At 65.0% G+C, this 12,906-nt stretch carries 17 protein-coding genes; 7 read left to right on the top strand and 10 right to left on the bottom strand.

Annotation, left to right across the window (positions count from 1 at the left end; genetic code table 11):
- The 3 genes from A9X03_RS24975 to A9X03_RS24965 all read right to left on the bottom strand — a co-directional run.
- Positions 1–211: AMP-binding protein (locus tag A9X03_RS24975; RefSeq protein ID WP_156746669.1), on the bottom strand; the 211-nt coding region annotated here is incomplete at its 3' end.
- A 41-nt stretch (positions 212–252) separates the two neighbouring features.
- On the bottom strand, positions 253–1,443 hold the full coding sequence (locus A9X03_RS24970; protein ID WP_067753342.1) for an amidohydrolase family protein: 1,191 nt from the start codon (positions 1,441–1,443) through the stop codon (positions 253–255).
- 85 nt (positions 1,444–1,528) lie between these two features.
- Positions 1,529–1,948, bottom strand: coding sequence for a lipoprotein LpqH (locus A9X03_RS24965; protein WP_369807415.1), 420 nt, complete (start codon positions 1,946–1,948; stop codon positions 1,529–1,531).
- Positions 1,949–2,063: 115 nt separating this feature from the next.
- Here A9X03_RS24965 and A9X03_RS24960 point away from each other — a divergent pair, with 115 nt between their 5' ends.
- Together A9X03_RS24960 and A9X03_RS24955 are read left to right on the top strand one after the other, a co-directional pair.
- Entirely contained in the window at positions 2,064–2,810 is a 747-nt protein-coding gene (locus tag A9X03_RS24960; protein ID WP_067753334.1) for an enoyl-CoA hydratase/isomerase family protein, read from the top strand.
- 41 nt (positions 2,811–2,851) lie between these two features.
- A complete protein-coding gene (locus A9X03_RS24955) occupies positions 2,852–3,235 on the top strand; it encodes a hypothetical protein (protein ID WP_082950159.1) in 384 nt (127 codons plus the stop codon).
- On the opposite strand, the gene A9X03_RS24950 is transcribed toward A9X03_RS24955, so the two are convergent.
- On the bottom strand, positions 3,151–3,861 hold the full coding sequence (locus A9X03_RS24950) for a TetR/AcrR family transcriptional regulator (RefSeq protein WP_067753328.1): 711 nt from the start codon (positions 3,859–3,861) through the stop codon (positions 3,151–3,153). The two genes, A9X03_RS24955 and A9X03_RS24950, sit on opposite strands and share 85 nt — an antisense overlap.
- Positions 3,862–4,066: 205 nt before the next feature.
- On the opposite strand from A9X03_RS24950, the gene A9X03_RS24945 reads away from it, so the two are divergent.
- Positions 4,067–5,359 carry a cytochrome P450 gene (locus A9X03_RS24945; protein WP_067753324.1) on the top strand — a complete coding sequence of 431 codons (1,293 nt, stop codon included), beginning with the start codon at positions 4,067–4,069 and terminating at the stop codon, positions 5,357–5,359.
- Position 5,360: 1 nt separating this feature from the next.
- Here A9X03_RS24945 and A9X03_RS24940 read toward each other — a convergent pair whose 3' ends face one another.
- The 4 genes from A9X03_RS24940 to A9X03_RS24925 are packed head-to-tail and all read right to left on the bottom strand — an operon-like array spanning position 5,361 to position 7,835.
- Positions 5,361–5,645 (bottom strand): cytochrome C oxidase subunit IV family protein, encoded by a 285-nt coding sequence (locus A9X03_RS24940; protein WP_067753417.1) that lies wholly within the window; start codon positions 5,643–5,645, stop codon positions 5,361–5,363.
- Complete coding sequence (locus A9X03_RS24935; RefSeq protein ID WP_067753321.1) at positions 5,645–6,241, bottom strand: cytochrome c oxidase subunit 3 family protein; 597 nt, start codon at positions 6,239–6,241, stop codon at positions 5,645–5,647. The genes A9X03_RS24940 and A9X03_RS24935 overlap by 1 nt, the downstream gene beginning before the upstream one ends.
- Positions 6,241–7,053: a hypothetical protein gene (locus A9X03_RS24930; RefSeq protein ID WP_067753318.1), complete on the bottom strand. Its 813-nt coding sequence runs from the start codon at positions 7,051–7,053 to the stop codon at positions 6,241–6,243. Before A9X03_RS24930 ends, A9X03_RS24935 begins: the two co-directional genes overlap by 1 nt.
- Positions 7,050–7,835, bottom strand: coding sequence for a hypothetical protein (locus tag A9X03_RS24925; protein WP_067753414.1), 786 nt, complete (start codon positions 7,833–7,835; stop codon positions 7,050–7,052). The genes A9X03_RS24930 and A9X03_RS24925 overlap by 4 nt, the downstream gene beginning before the upstream one ends.
- 94 nt (positions 7,836–7,929) lie before the next feature.
- On the opposite strand from A9X03_RS24925, the gene A9X03_RS24920 reads away from it, so the two are divergent.
- On the top strand, positions 7,930–8,532 hold the full coding sequence (locus A9X03_RS24920; protein ID WP_067753315.1) for a TetR/AcrR family transcriptional regulator: 603 nt from the start codon (positions 7,930–7,932) through the stop codon (positions 8,530–8,532).
- A gap of 5 nt (positions 8,533–8,537) precedes the next feature.
- Here A9X03_RS24920 and A9X03_RS24915 read toward each other — a convergent pair whose 3' ends face one another.
- Positions 8,538–8,921 (bottom strand): hypothetical protein, encoded by a 384-nt coding sequence (locus tag A9X03_RS24915; RefSeq protein ID WP_197504973.1) that lies wholly within the window; start codon positions 8,919–8,921, stop codon positions 8,538–8,540.
- A 215-nt stretch (positions 8,922–9,136) separates the two neighbouring features.
- On the opposite strand from A9X03_RS24915, the gene A9X03_RS24910 reads away from it, so the two are divergent.
- The 3 genes from A9X03_RS24910 to A9X03_RS24900 all read left to right on the top strand — a co-directional run bounded on the left by A9X03_RS24910 (position 9,137) and on the right by A9X03_RS24900 (position 11,231).
- Entirely contained in the window at positions 9,137–9,940 is an 804-nt protein-coding gene (locus A9X03_RS24910) for a hypothetical protein (RefSeq protein WP_082969734.1), read from the top strand.
- Complete coding sequence (locus A9X03_RS24905) at positions 9,937–10,578, top strand: hypothetical protein (RefSeq protein WP_068263476.1); 642 nt, start codon at positions 9,937–9,939, stop codon at positions 10,576–10,578. The genes A9X03_RS24910 and A9X03_RS24905 overlap by 4 nt, the downstream gene beginning before the upstream one ends.
- A 131-nt stretch (positions 10,579–10,709) precedes the next feature.
- Positions 10,710–11,231: a hypothetical protein gene (locus A9X03_RS24900; protein ID WP_067753308.1), complete on the top strand. Its 522-nt coding sequence runs from the start codon at positions 10,710–10,712 to the stop codon at positions 11,229–11,231.
- A 55-nt stretch (positions 11,232–11,286) separates the two neighbouring features.
- Here A9X03_RS24900 and A9X03_RS24895 read toward each other — a convergent pair.
- Positions 11,287–12,906, bottom strand: a 1,620-nt coding sequence (locus A9X03_RS24895; protein WP_067784114.1) for an MCE family protein, incomplete at its 5' end; no start/stop codon positions are given.

The following is a 12,906-nucleotide window of genomic DNA, read 5'->3' as shown; positions in this document are numbered from 1 at the left end:
CGCCCGCGGTGAGCAGCCCGAAGGCCGCGATGATCCATTCCGCGGAATTCGGCGCCCAGACCGCGACGCGATCGCCCTTGTCGACGCCCAGCTCGGCGAAAGCGCCTGCTGCGCAACGGATTCTGTCGACGATCTCGGTGAAGGTGAAGCGCAGCGGACCGTCGACGACCGCTTCCGCGTCGCCGAAGCGGTCCGCCGCGCTCGAGACCATCGCGGGGATGGTCTCCCAATGCTGGCCGGCCGGCGCGCCAGTCACACCGTGACGAGCCGACCGAGGTTGCCACCCATGATCTTCGCCTGGTCGTCGACGGACAGGTGCGACAGCGCGTTGACGTAGAACGTCGGCTCCGCAAGCCCCTCCGGGTGCGGCCAGTCCGAGCCGTACAGCACCTGATCCACCCCGACGAGGCTGATCAGGTCGTCGATGCCGTCCTCGAAGAACGGGCTGACGTGGATCCGGTTCTTGACCATCTCGACGGGGTCGCTCGGGAACGCCTCCGGCGCCTTGCGGAAGACCTCGGCGAGGCCGTCGAGCAGCGGGGTCATCCACTTCGAACCCGCCTCGACGATCGCGACCTTCAGCTTGGGGTGGCGATAGAGCGCGCCGTGGATCACCCACGAGCCCACCGCATCCTGGATCGGCCGCCACTCGTTGAGGATGCCCATCGCGTTGGTCTGGAACGGCAACATTTCCTGTTCGGCCCCGTCCCACTCGGAGGTGTAGCGGGAGTAGCCGCTGTCGCTGGAATGCATGCCGACCAGGACGTCGTGCTCGACGACGCGCTCCCAGAACGGGTCGAACTCCGGCAGGGCGAACGACCGGGGGCCGCGGAAGCCGGGGACCGGAGCCGGGCGCACCAGAATGCAGCGGGCACCGCGCTTGACCGCCCATTCCAGCTCCTCGATCGCCTTCTCGACGATCGGCAGGGTGATGACCGGCGTGGTGAAGATGCGGTTCTGGTAGTTGAACCCCCAGACGTCGTCGAGCCACTCGTTCAGCGCGTGGACCAGGACGTGGATGGCGACCGGGTCGTCGCGCAGCCGCTCCTCGAGCAGGCTGGCCAGCGTCGGGAACATCAGGGTGCGGTCCAGACCCAGCTCGTTCATCTTCTCCAGCCGCGGGCCGGGTTCGAAGAACGCCGGAATCGCGCGCATCGGCTCGCCGAACAGTTCGCGCTTGGTTTTGCCCTCCGGGTTGCCGTACTTGAAGTACTCCTCCCAGGCGCCCGGCCGGGCGACGACCTCGAAGGTCGGGTTGGGGATGTAGTTGCTGATGTGGCCGCGGATCGCGATCTTCGTCCGCCCGTTGACCTGCACGTACTGGACGTAGTCCTGGTACGCCTTGGGCAGGTATTTGGTCAGCGCCTCCGGCGGCTCGTAGAGGTGGTTGTCCGCGTCAAAGATCGGGAACGGGACGTCTTCACGATGCGACAACTGGCCCATGGAATCCTCCTTCTTGATTTACGAGAATACTATTCTCTACGGGCGTCGAATCGCAACGCCGCCCGCCGATTGCGGTTCCGAGCGGTCAGCAGGTGACGACGATTTTGAACGTCGCGGTGGCCGGCTCACCGGGTTTGTCGGTCTTGTAGCCGTTGGCGGTGCCGCTGACGGTGAACTTGTCACCGGTAACGCTCAGGTCGGCGTTGCCGCCGTCGCCCCGGGAGTACATCCCGCTGAACCCGCCCAGGTTCTGGATGCGGACGGACTCGGCGGACGCGGGTTGCGCGTTTTCGTCGATGACGATCTTGGCGCCGGCGAAGTTGCCGCCGATGTCGATCGTCCGGGTCCACTGCAACTGGCCGCACTTCACGATGTGGAAGGTTCGGTCGTTACCGTCGACCGTCACCGAGGCGGTGCTGGAGATCTGGGTCGACGGTCGCGACGCGCAACCCGCAAGTGCGGCGACGGCCAGTGCCGCCGCGACCGTGGCCACGCTTCGATCCAGCACCCGAGCACCCCTGTCTTCGTTGACGATAGCCCTTCGGCCTGCGACGACGATGTTATTCTCGCACCGAGAGAATGCCAATATCGTGCATTTTCATCCGAGGAGCGAATGACGCATGGTGGACCTGGAGATCGACGACGGGTTGGCGGTGCTGACCATCGATCGCCCGCAAGCGCGCAATGCCATCGCGCTGGACACCATGCAGCAGCTGGAGAAGGCGCTCGACGCGGCGGCGGGCGCCAAAGCCCTGGTGATCAAGGGCGCGGGTGATCGGGCCTTCGTATCCGGCGGCGACCTCAAGGAGCTGCGCGCACTGCGGACGGAAGAGGATGCCGCGGCGATGGCCAAGCGGATGCGAGCGATATGCGACCAATTGGCCAGCTTCCCGGCGCCGGTGATCGCCGCGCTGAATGGCCACGCCTTCGGCGGCGGCGCCGAAGTCGCGGTCGCCGCCGACATCCGGCTGGCGGCCGACGACGTCAAGATCGCCTTCAACCAGGTGGAGCTGGAGATCATGCCGGCCTGGGGCGGCGCCGAGCGGCTGGCCGCGCTCGTCGGCAAGAGCAGGGCGCTGTTGCTGGCCGGCACCGGAACCGCCCTCACGGCGGCCGAGGCGCAACGAGTCGGCCTGGTCGATCGGGTGCTGCCGCGCGCGGAGTTCGACGCGGGATGGCAATCCGTCGCCAGGTCGTTGGCCCGGCACCCGGCGACCGAGATAAAGCGCGTAATCAGCGGGGTTTCGGCCGACGAAGCGATAGCATCCTTTGCGCGGCTGTGGGTCGCCGACGCACACTGGCGGGCCGCGGAGCGAGTCATGAACCGCACCACGAGTGCGGGACGGGCGGCTGGAGGAGCGAGATGACGGACAGACGATTGGGCGTGGGCGCAGCGACCCTGTCCGCGTTGCTGGTTGGTGCGACCGGTTCGGTCGTGAGCGCCGCGCACGCCGTCGCCGACCCGGCGATGCACCACGTCAAGTACACCGTCACCGCGCAGAATCCGATCTACACCGACATCTATTACCTGGACCACCAGCCGGAGAAGTTCTCCGACTACAGCCACAACCCCTACTCCTTCACGCCGCACGTCGATGTCGATCTCGGCCCGGGCAAACCGTGGAGCTTCGACCTGGACATGTCCAACCCCGATGACTACGCGATGGTCGTGGCGAGCACGGGCACCGAGCCCGGCACGCCGGGGCTTCACTGTGATCTGGCGGTGGACGGAGCCGTCGTCGTGTCCAAGGACGGCCCCAAAGGCGTGCTCTGCTCGCTGCGCAACTGGTGAACTACCCAGGTCGGCGGGACATCCTCGATCGGTCGCGGCTCGCCCTCTAGGCGACGCAGGTATTGCTCGACCAACTCCACGGTCTCGGCGTGACCGCCGGACATGCCGATCGCCTGCTCGAGCACCAGCATGCGCGACAAACTGGTCATCAGCACCGTCCAGACCACCGCCGGCACGTCCTCGTTGCCCGCGCCGTAACGCTGCAACGCGGCGGCCACCGCTTTGCGCTGCTCCTCGCGGAAACGTTCGGCGTAGTAGGCGATCTCGGCCCGCATGTCTTTGCGATGATTGGCCAACGCCATGAATTCCATCGAAATCCGGGTGAAGCCCGGATCGGTGCCGAACCGCCAGAGCGCCCACAAGGGTTGCGGCGATTGCAGCAGCTGGGCCTGCGCCTGCAGTCCTTCGTCGGCGCGGCGGCGGAAGACCTCCAGAAACAGCTCCTCCATGGTGCGGAAGTAGTAGTGCACCAACTGCGGTTTCAGCCCCGCCTTGTTCGCGAGGCGGCGTGACGTCACGGCGGCATAGCCCTCTTCGAGCATCAGCTGCTCGGCCGCGTCGAGCAGCAGGCCGCGATTCTTCGCGTCCGGCGCCCCGATCCGGCGGGCCGCAGAAGCAGATGTCATGCCGTCACTCCATGCTCTCGAGATTCCGGTGTCGACCTAGTCAAATCGTAGCCAGGTCATCGCTCTGCCCCGGCGTTGCGATCTTGACCCTGACATTACCGCCATGCTAAGCAGGTGCTCAGCACATTTCGGTTTCGAGATCGCGCGGCCCCATGCCCCTGCCGCCGAACACAGCCGGTAATCCAAGCCAGGGAGACGCAATCCGATGAGCGATTACGAGTCGATCGACTTCTTCACCGACCCGTCTCTGGTGCCCGATCCGCACCCCTACTTCGATTACCTGCGCAGCCAGAACCCGGTGTTGCGGCTGCCGCACTATGGCGTCGTCGCGGTTACGGGCTACGACGAAGCCTGCGAGATCTACAAGGATCCCGACACGTTCTCCAACATCGTCGCGCTGGGCGGCCCGTTCCCGCCGCTGCCGTTCACGCCCGAAGGCGACGACATCAGCGCCCAGATCGATGCGCACCGCAGCTCCTTCCCCATGTTCGAGCACATGGTCACCATGGATCCGCCGGACCACACCAAGGCCCGGTCCGTGCTGGCCAAGCTGCTGACCCCCAGCCGGCTGAAGCACAACGAGGAGTTCATGTGGCGCCTGGCCGACCGGCAGCTCGACGAGTTCCTGCAGAACGGCGAGTGCGAGTTCATCGCCGAATACTCAAAGCCGTTCGCCACCTTGGTGATCGCCGACCTGCTCGGCGTGCCCGAGGAAGACCACAAGGAGTTCCGCTCAGTCCTCGGTGCCGATAGGCCCGGTCGAGTGGGCGCCCTCGACCACGAGTCGGTCGGCATCAACCCGCTGGAGTGGCTCGACGACAAGTTCTGCAACTACATCGAGGACCGGCGGCGCGAGCCGCGTAACGACGTGTTGACCTCGCTCGCCTCGGCGAAGTATCCGGACGGGTCGACGCCCCCGGTGATCGAGGTGGTCCGCTCGGCGACGTTCCTGTTCGCCGCGGGCCAGGAGACGACGGCCAAGCTGCTCAGCGCGGCACTTCAGGTGCTCGGTGACCGACCGGACATCCAGCAGGAGCTGCGCGAGGACCGCAGCCTGATCCCGGGGTTCATCGAGGAATCGTTACGGATGGACAGCCCCGTCAAGAGCGACTCGCGGCTGGCCCGCAAGGCCACCACCGTCGGGGGTGTCGACATCCCCGCCGGCACGGTGGTGATGATCCTGCCGGGCGCCGCGAACCGCGACCCGCGTCGGTTCTCCAACCCGCACGAATTCGACCTGCGCCGCAAGAACGTTCGCGAGCACATGGCGTTCGCCCGGGGTGTCCACTCCTGTCCGGGCGGTCCGCTCGCCCGAGTCGAGGGCCGCGTTTCGATCGAACGCATCCTGGACCGGATGCCGCACATCGAGATCGACGAAGCCCATCACGGCCCGGCCGCCGAGCGTCGCTACACCTACGAGCCGACGTACATCCTGCGCGGCCTGAGCGAACTCCACCTCACGTTCACCACCGCGGACGCGGTCGCGGTCGCGGGCTGAATCAGAGGTACAAGCCGACGAAGTAACAGCTGAGCAGGGCGACGCCCATCAGCAGCACCCACGCGTCCGTAAGCCGGCACAGCAGCACGGGAGCGTTGCGCACCTCCATGAACTCTCGAAAAATGATGCGCACCTTGACAAGTGCGATCACGATGACGCTCGACGTGACCACTGCGCTGGATCTCAGCGATCCGCCCGCGGAATGGTCTAGCCACAGGTAGCCGAGGGTCAGGGCCGCCAGGATCGTCCACACCACCAGCAGCCGTTTGTTGAATTTGATTCCGATCACCTCACCACATACAGCAACGCGAAGATGAGTACCCACAGGAAATCGACGGTGTGCCAGTAGGTCGCGCAGGTTTCGACGAGCTGCTGAGATTCCCGCGTTTCGTGGGCTTTTCGCGCCTTCCCGCGAAGTTGGTAGACGATGACGCCGAGGGCGACGAAACCGATCAGCAGGTGTACGAAGTGGATGCCGGTGAGGAAGAAATAATAGGTGAAAAAATCGTTGCTGCCCAAACCGTTACCCGTGCCGACCAGTCGGGCCCACTCGAAGACCTTGCCGAGCAGGAAGACCACCGCGAACCCCGCCGTGATGAACGCGTCCCGCAGTGCCGCCGGGTAGGCGCCGGCGCGGGCGGACTGGACACACCGCGCCACCGACCACGAGCTCAGGAGCAGGACAAGGGTGTTGAATACCCCGATGCGCAGGTCGAGGTGCGCCTGCGACTGCAGAAACAGCTCGGGATCGCGAGCCCGGGAGAACAGATAGAAGCCGAAATACGCTGTGAAGACCAGTGTCTCGAACAGCACGAAGGCCCACATGTCGGGTTGACCGGGCACGAATCTGGATCGTTGGTTCTCGTCGGCCACCTCGGTCATCAGGCAGCTGCCTCTTTTGCCGGCAGCTTGGGCAGTGGTCCGGTACCGAAGTCTTCGCGGCGGATCATTTGAAATAGCATCACGATGAAAGTGACTTGGTAGACGCCGAATACGACCATGTCCAGCCACCAGGCAATCTCGCCGTCCCACGCGAACACGCCGCGCCGGAAGATCCAGCACGGTGCCACCACCACCTCGGTCAGCGCGTTGCACAGGTTCAAATACCCGAACCACTTGGGGAACACCCGATTCTTGTCGAGCAGGATGGCGACCATCCAGATCAGCGAGCCGATCAGGAACACCCCCATGGTGCCGTCGAAGGACAAGAAGGCGAAGTCGTACAGCCAGCCGATCGCCTCGGGGTCGCGCTCGGGTCGCAGGGTGCCGACGATCAGCGCGATGTTGAGCAGCAGCATGCCGGGAACAGCGCTGAGCGAATAGATGAGCAGATATGAATACGCGAAGGCGCGGCTGACCGACATGCGCCGCATCGAGTACGCGATGATCGCATTGTTGAACGCGATCATGCCGCTGATCGCGAAGATGATGCCGAAGCCGACCGGTATCCCAAGATGGCGCTCGGAGAACCAGTGCGCCTGCGTGGCGAGATCCCAGGTGGGCTCCGGCGGGGGCTGGACCTGCGCCACGATGAAGAACATCGGGAAAAAGATGGTGTAGAACACCATCAGGGCCCCCCACGCCAACCACAGTTCTCGCTTGGGGTTATGCCTGATGTGCCAGCGGATTCGCTCGGGCAGCGAGCCCGCGGGGGGTGGGGCCGGGGAAGTCGGCGGTGTGATCACCGCGCTCATGCGCCAACCAATTCGCCTGCGGGCCCGTGGTTCTCGGCGCGCTCGCGATATAGGGCACGCGCCAGGACAACGCCCATCACGACGATCCAGACGGCGATCGCAGCGTTTTTCACCCAGAACGACAGGAAGCCGTCCCACGCCAGCGGCCCGGTCAACGAGACGCCGACGAACGCGGCGGGGACCAATGCGGCTGCCACCAGAAGGTTGAAGTAAGCCACCCAGCGACCGAAGACCGGGCGCGGCTGATCATCGAAATAGATTGCCAGGGCGAGGATCACGCTCTGGCCGATCAGGAAAGGAACCAGGATCGTGAAGGTGATCCAGCCGAAGTCGTTGAGCAGCTGGGTCAGCCCGGGGCTGCGTTCCGGACGAAAGGCGGCCAGTAACCAGCAGACGTTGGCGACGAGGAAGAGGGTCGGGCCGCCGGCCGCACAACCCAGCATCGCGTAGGAGAAGATCGGCGTCCGGTGCGCCATCCGGCGGATCTGCAGCACGATCAGGGCCAGGATCGGGATCAGGCATACGCCGAACCAGTTGAACACGATCATGCTGTACCGGATCTCCGGCAGGTGGGCCGGATCGCGATAGAACGCGGCGACCTGTTCCGCGGACATCGACGGTGACATCGGCGGGTTGAAACCCGGGAAGAGAAGGAACGAGGTGATCCACAGGATCAGGGCCGCGGGCAGAGTCCACAGCAGGATCAGCTCACCGTCGGTCCGCCGCTGCGCGGCCCGCGTCCTCCCCCGGCCCGGTGCATCGCCCCCGTCGGCGTCGGACATCTGCACCCCTCCCGAAATCGGCTACACACACGGCTCGTCAGCGAAGCTAGCCGATCGGCTAGCTTCGGTCAAGGGCATCGTCTAGTCTCGGTGCGTGGGAACAGCGCGGCAACACCTCACCGGCGAGCAATTCTGGCTGATCGAGCACAGCCCGGCCCGGACGCGGGTACTCGATGCCGCGCTGGATCTGTTCGCTATGCACGGTGTCAGCGGCACGTCGCTGCAGATGATCGCCGACGCCGTCGGCATCACGAAAGCTGCTGTCTACCATCAGTTCCGGACCAAAGAGCAGATCGTCATCGCCGTGACCGAGCGCGAGCTCGGCCGGCTCGAGCCGGCACTCGAGGAGGCCGAAGCGTACGACGACGGCCCGCAAGCGCGAGATGCCTTGCTGGTCCGCGTGATTGAGATGGCCGTCCGTGACCGCCGGCTGGTGCGCACGCTGCAATTCGATCCCGTCGTAGTCCGATTGCTGGCCGAACACAAGCCGTTTCAGCTCTTCATGGACCGCCTGTACCGGGTGCTGCTCAGCGATGCCGGTCTGGACGGACGGATCGAAGCGGCCATGTTCTCCGGCGCGCTCAGCACCGCCGTCATGCATCCGCTGGTCGCCGACATCGACGACGACACATTGCTCGACCGGGTCACCGATTTGAGCCGACGCCTGCTGGGTCTGCCACGGGAAGGCCGCGGCTGACGCGGCTACGTGTCAGCGCGGACCCAACTGGCTATGCCGTCGTGAGCAATACAAATCAGGAACAGACCGTCAGGTGCCTGCGCGACGTAGTTCAAATAGTTCGGGCAGTTTGCGTTCTCCTCCTTGACCCCCGCCATCGGAGGTGAGCGGAACCAACGCGGCTGGTACCTCCTCGGCGAGCCGCAGAACATCAAGCGTCCGGGCTCCGAGGCGAACGAGACATAACCGTCGGCGACGCCGAAGGCGTAATAGGTGGTGTTGTCACACGGCGCGCCCAAAACCTGATGCGGCATGATCCCCGGGGTGCAGGCGGGGTAGTCGCAGACCGTCGGCCCCGCGAAGGATGGCGGCGCCGCCAGCAGGCCGGCGCCGACCAACGCGGCTGCCATCGCCACGATGAATCGCACCCAATTACTTTGCCACACCCGAAAAGAAAATTCTCCTGCTTGGAGAAGATGACGCAGGGCGAACGGGGGTGGGCGCCAGGCCGTCTCGAACGCCGCTCCGCGCGCCTCCCGGGGGGAGCAGTTCCGCATGTCAGGGGCACAACCCAGCCGTCCGGTGAAGGCGTTGACCCCAGGTCGGAGTGATAAGCTTCCTCCCCGTGCACGATCCGGTGGGACCCGACACCGACGATTGTGGTGACCCGAAGGATATGACCGATCCCGACGAACCGCAGTCAAACGCAGGGGCCGAGAGCGGCGACGTAGCGGCCGCATCCGGAGAGCATCCGGAAGAAGACGAAGTTGCCAAGGCTGAAGCGCGCGCCGCGGCGGCTCGGGCGCGCCTGGAGAGCCTGCGCGGGGCAGCCGAAACCGAGGACGCGGGGGACGACGCCCACGACGTCGAGCAGCGATCCGCGACGTCCACGCGGAAACGGCTACGTTTGCCGCGACGACCCAGGCGGCCACGGTGGCTACGGCGCCCAGGGCGGAAGACTGTAGCCGCCGGCATCGGCATCGTTCTCTTCTCCACTTCTCTCGCCGCGAGCGGCTACATGCTGTGGCAGCATCACACCGCGTTGCATAATCGCCAACTCGCCGCGGAGTTCAGTGCAGCCGCCCGGCAAGGGATTACGGCCTTCATGTCGATTGACCCCGATCACGCCAAGGAGAGTGTCCAGCGCGCCATCGATGCCTCCACGGGCGACCAGAAGGACCAGCTCTCCGTGCTGTCGCCCCTGATGGTCAAGAGGGCCGAGGAGACTAAGGTCGGCGCCAAGGTCACCATCGAAGCCGTCGCCGTCCAGTCGTTTAGCGACAATTCCGGAGTCGTGCTTGTGGCGGCGAAAACCGATCCCATTGGGCCAGATACCGCCAAACCGCCGCCCGCCCTGTTTCGGCTCAGCGTCAATATGGACCGCGACGGCGGCCAGCTCAAGATGTCGAAAGTTGAATTCGTGCGATGACTGTCGAACCCGGCTCGCCGCCGGACGGGACCGGAAAGGCGATTGACGGCGCCCATACTTCGCCCGACGGCGAGGACGGACTGGCGCGCGCTGGAGTGGGACCGGCGCGCTTGCACCGGCTGGCGGAGATCGGGCGCCGGGCCCGCCGGTATGCGGCGAGGTGGCGTTCGATCGTCGCGACAACGTTGGTTATTGCCGCACTGGGAGTCGCTGGCGGCGTGTACTTCATCGTGTACCGGCCGGATCAGCAGGTCGACGATGTGGCGGCGCACCGGGCGATCCAGGCGGCGTCAGATGGCGCCGTGGCGGTGTTGTCGTATTCCTATGACCATTTGAACCGCGATTTCAGCAACGCGAAGTCACATCTCACCGGTGACCTTCTGAGGTATTACAGCAAATTCAGCGACGATGTCGTCGCGCCGACGGCGCAGAAGGGACAGCTGACGGCCTCTGCCAAGGTGATTCGGGCCGCAATCTCGGAATTGCATCCCGATTCGGCCGTCGTGCTGGTTTTCGTCGACCAGACGACGAAAAGCGAGCAAAAGAAGGATCCTGAGAACACGCAGAGCAGCGTCCTGGTCACGCTGTGGAAAGTCAACGGCTCCTGGCTGATCGCGAAATTCGACCCCTCCGGATGAGCGCGGCTGATCTTGCCCTAACCGTTAACCGGCGGCCCGAAGCGGTGTAACGTCATCGCTCAAGAGCGCCGCAACCGACGGCGAAAAGGTGCCACAGGCACTCTCGGATTACCCGGTTCGAGGAGCAGCCGATGCGTCCAGCCAAAACACTCAGCACTGCAACGCTGGTGGCTCTCACCGCCTTCGGCGGTCTGAGCACTGCGCCCACGGCCAAGGCTATAACCAAGGAAGACGTGGCGATCAATGGGACTTACCGTGCCACGTCCATCGGCGACTGGGCCCAGAGAAATGACCAGTACTTCGGCGAACCGACGGTCTACCAAGTATGGACCATCAACTCGACGTGCGAAACCACCCAGGAGTGCCATGGCACGGTCACGAGCGACCAGGGTTGGAGCGCGCCCATGTATATGAACGATGGCCAGATGTGGAAGGTGAAACGCGAAGTGCCGAACTGGGAGCGGTGCGAAGACGGTACCGCGTTCCCCGGGATGCAGGCCTTCTTTTTCTACCCGGTGAATGACAATGGTGGATTCCAACTCGGGTCGCGCGTCTTCTCGGGCAAGGACAAGACCGTCGGCCCAAGCGGCGCCTGCGGGCAGAACAATTGGCTTGATATCACGATGCCGTTGCGCCTGGACCAGCTCTCCTGACCGGGCGGTCGTAGCCGCAGGCCAGCCCTGCCGACCGCTTCATGTCGGGGCGAATTCAGGTGGGAAGCATGTCCTTCCACGTCCTGGGCGCTTTCGGAGCAACGAGGTCCGACTGCTGATACAGCTTCCCATCCGGGCCGACATAACGACCGGTGCGCGGATCGTACTTTGCCACCACGACCGAGGGCGCGGGTTTGGATGCGTTGGCTCCGAACGAGCTTGGCGCAGCCTGGGGTCCTCCGCCGCCAGCTGTGTCTGCAGGTGCCGGATCGGAAGGAACGGGCGGGGCCGGCGGCGGTGCCGGCGCAGCGGGCGGTGCGGGAAGCTCTCCCGGCGCAGGGACGTCGAGTGGCGCGAAGGGCGGAAGGTCCGCCGACATTCTCGACATGGGCGCCAGCGCAGGGGGTCCGGACGAAGGCATGGGCGGTACAGCAGCTCCCACCGTGCCCGGTGGGGGATTTTCACCCCGGGGCCCCGCGGGTGCGCCGCGCGGCACCGCCCCAGGCGGCAGCGGCGTTCCCTCGACTGGGCCGAAAATCCTGTCGTTGGTGGTGATCCGGTCATCGGGCGGGACGCCCTGGGCTAGTAGATTCGGATCCAGCGGATAGGGACCGAGGGCGTGCTGGCGCATCGCCAGCGGCATGAACGGCTTGTCGCTGTTACAGATTTCGACGGTCGGCGCCCGCTTACCCGGGTGACCCATGCAGGGGTAGTTGCGGGCGCCGCGAACCGCGATCGGTGAATCCTGCGGGAGTTTGCAATACAACCCGTCCGGTGTGTCCATGTCGGTGAGGTCGTCCGGGGATCGCCATGTGTTGGGCGGCATGAAGCCGACCGTGCAGATGGGTGGATCCTCGACCGTGGCTGCGAAGTCACCGTAAGCCCTACCGTCGGGGTGGTTCTCACCCGCAGCGGCCTGCTCGATCGCGACGCCCGACGGAAGCAATACGAGCAGCTGCTCGAGCGAGGGATGGTAGGTGACGCCGATCTGGCCGATGGTGGTGAGGTTGGCAAGCAACACCGGCAGCGTCGGTTTGATTTGTTCGAAAAGCCGGGAGGCTTCGTTCGCAGTCTCCGGACCCGTTTGCAGGATGGTGCGGAAGTGGGAATCGTTGGTCACCAGCGTATCCGAAATGCCCGCGAAGCTGCGCGCCCACGTTCTTATCGAATCGAGGGTGCGCGCCTGGGTGTCCAGCAGCGGCCCGGTGTCTTCGGTGAGGGCCCGGGTGCGATCGACCACGCCGTTGGCGTCGCGGGACAACGTCTGTGAGGAGTCGAGCAGTGACCCCAGGTCGTAACCGGAACCGTTGAAGCCCTGGAACGACTCGTCGAGTAATTGGCCGAGTTTGGTCTTCGGGATGCTCTGGACCAACGCATTGACCTGCTCGAGCATTGGGGCGACCGGTTGCGGAATTGTCGTGTCGCGCATGGCAATAACCGAGCCGTCGTGCAGGTAGGGCGGCGAGTCGTTTCTGGGCCGAAGGTCCACGTACTGTTCACCCACCGCGGAGACACTGAGCACCTCGGCGGTCAAGTCCGCGGGGACCTTGGGTGAAGTGCTAAGCGACAGCGTCGCTTTGGCGCCGGTCGGTGTCAAACCCACGGCGGTGACCTTGCCGAGCTGAACTCCACGATAGGTCACGTTGGAGAACCGATAGAGGCCGCCGGTGGCCGG

Source organism: Mycobacterium sp. E1715 (assembly GCF_001667625.1).
Lineage (GTDB): Bacteria > Actinomycetota > Actinomycetes > Mycobacteriales > Mycobacteriaceae > Mycobacterium.
The sequence above is the reverse complement of the archived record's forward strand: the minus strand, read 5'-3'. Positions and strand labels throughout refer to the sequence as shown.